General features: G+C 53.8%; 1 rRNA gene. It reads right to left on the bottom strand.

The features are described from left to right. Positions 1-2,168: ribosomal RNA gene (locus AC1MBV_RS17195) — 23S ribosomal RNA — on the bottom strand; the annotation flags it as partial.

The raw sequence follows: 2,168 nt of genomic DNA, 5'->3' as shown, positions 1-2,168 counted from the left end.
CAGACCTATCAACCTCATCATCTCTAAGGGGTCTTACTGATTTAAAATCATGGGAAATCTCATCTTGAAGGGGGCTTCATGCTTAGATGCTTTCAGCACTTATCCCGTCCACACATAGCTACCCAGCGTATGCTCCTGGCGGAACAACTGGTACACCAGCGGTGTGTCCATCCCGGTCCTCTCGTACTAAGGACAGCTCTTCTCAAATTTCCTACGCCCGCGACGGATAGGGACCGAACTGTCTCACGACGTTCTGAACCCAGCTCGCGTACCGCTTTAATGGGCGAACAGCCCAACCCTTGGGACCTACTTCAGCCCCAGGATGCGATGAGCCGACATCGAGGTGCCAAACCTCCCCGTCGATGTGAACTCTTGGGGGAGATAAGCCTGTTATCCCCAGGGTAGCTTTTATCCGTTGAGCGATGGCCCTTCCATGCGGTGCCACCGGATCACTAAGCCCGACTTTCGTCCCTGCTCGACTTGTAGGTCTCGCAGTCAAGCTCCCTTGTGCCTTTACACTCTGCGAATGATTTCCAACCATTCTGAGGGAACCTTTGGGCGCCTCCGTTACCTTTTAGGAGGCGACCGCCCCAGTCAAACTGCCCGCCTGACACTGTCTCCGAACCGGATCACGGTTCAGGGTTAGAATGTCGATATCGTCAGGGCAGTATCCCACCGATGCCTCCACCGAACCTAGCGGTCCGGTTTCCAAGGCTCCTGCCTATCCTGTACAAACGATACCCACATCCAATATCAAGCTGCAGTAAAGCTCCATGGGGTCTTTCCGTCCTGTCGCGGGTAACCTGCATCTTCACAGGTACTATAATTTCACCGGGTCTCTCGTTGAGACAGTATCCAAATCGTTACACCTTTCGTGCGGGTCGGAACTTACCCGACAAGGAATTTCGCTACCTTAGGACCGTTATAGTTACGGCCGCCGTTTACTGGGGCTTCAATTCAAAGCTTCTCCCGAAGGATAACCTCTCCTTTTAACCTTCCAGCACCGGGCAGGTGTCAGCCCCTATACATCACCTTACGGTTTAGCAGAAACCTGTGTTTTTGGTAAACAGTCGCTTGGATCTTTTCACTGCGGCTCATCGGACCCGTAGGTCCGACGAGCACCCCTTCTCCCGAAGTTACGGGGTGATTTTGCCGAGTTCCTTAACGAGAGTTCTCCCGAGCGTCTTAGAATTCTCTTCTTGCCCACCTGTGTCGGTTTGGGTACGGGCACCGTTTCACTCGCTAGAGGCTTTTCTTGGCAGTGTAGGATCAGGCGCTTCGGTACTTAAGTTCCCTCCTCATCACCGTTTGGCGGATAGCAGCGGGATTTGCCTCGCTGCCGGCCTCGCGGCTTGAACGCACACTTCCATCCGTGCGCTCGCCTTACCTTCCTGCGTCCCCCCATCACTCAAACGTGAAACGCTGGTACAGGAATATCAACCTGTTGTCCATCGCCTACGCCTTTCGGCCTCGGCTTAGGCCCCGACTAACCCTGAGCGGACGAACCTTCCTCAGGAACCCTTAGGCTTTCGACGGAGAAGATTCTCACTTCTCTTTTCGTTACTCATACCGGCATTCTCACTTCCAAACGCTCCAACATGCCTCACGGCACATCTTCAATGCCCTTGGAACGCTCCCCTACCATGACCTTACGGTCATCCGCGACTTCGGTGCTGTGCTTAGCCCCGTTACATTTTCGGCGCGACGCCACTCGACCAGTGAGCTATTACGCACTCTTTAAATGGTGGCTGCTTCTGAGCCAACATCCTGGTTGTCTGGGCAACGTCACATCCTTTCCCACTTAGCACAAACTTAGGGACCTTAGTCGGCGGTCTGGGCTGTTTCCCTTTCGACGACGGATCTTATCACTCGCCGTCTGACTCCCGGACGTAAGGGCTTGGCATTCGGAGTTTGACTGAACTCGGTAATCCTGTGGGGACCCCTTATTCAATCAGTGCTCTACCTCCAAGTCTCACTCATCCGAGGCTAGCCCTAAAGCTATTTCGGGGAGAACCAGCTATCTCCGTGTTCGATTGGCATTTCACCCCTACCCACACCTCATCCCCGCATTTTTCAACATGCGTGGGTTCGGGCCTCCATTCAGTGTTACCTGAACTTCACCCTGGACATGGGTAGATCACACGGTTTCGGGTCGACAACCCTAAACT

The organism is Sporolactobacillus sp. PKPK-6, from assembly GCF_056678885.1.
The sequence above is the reverse complement of the archived record's forward strand: the minus strand, read 5'-3'. Positions and strand labels throughout refer to the sequence as shown.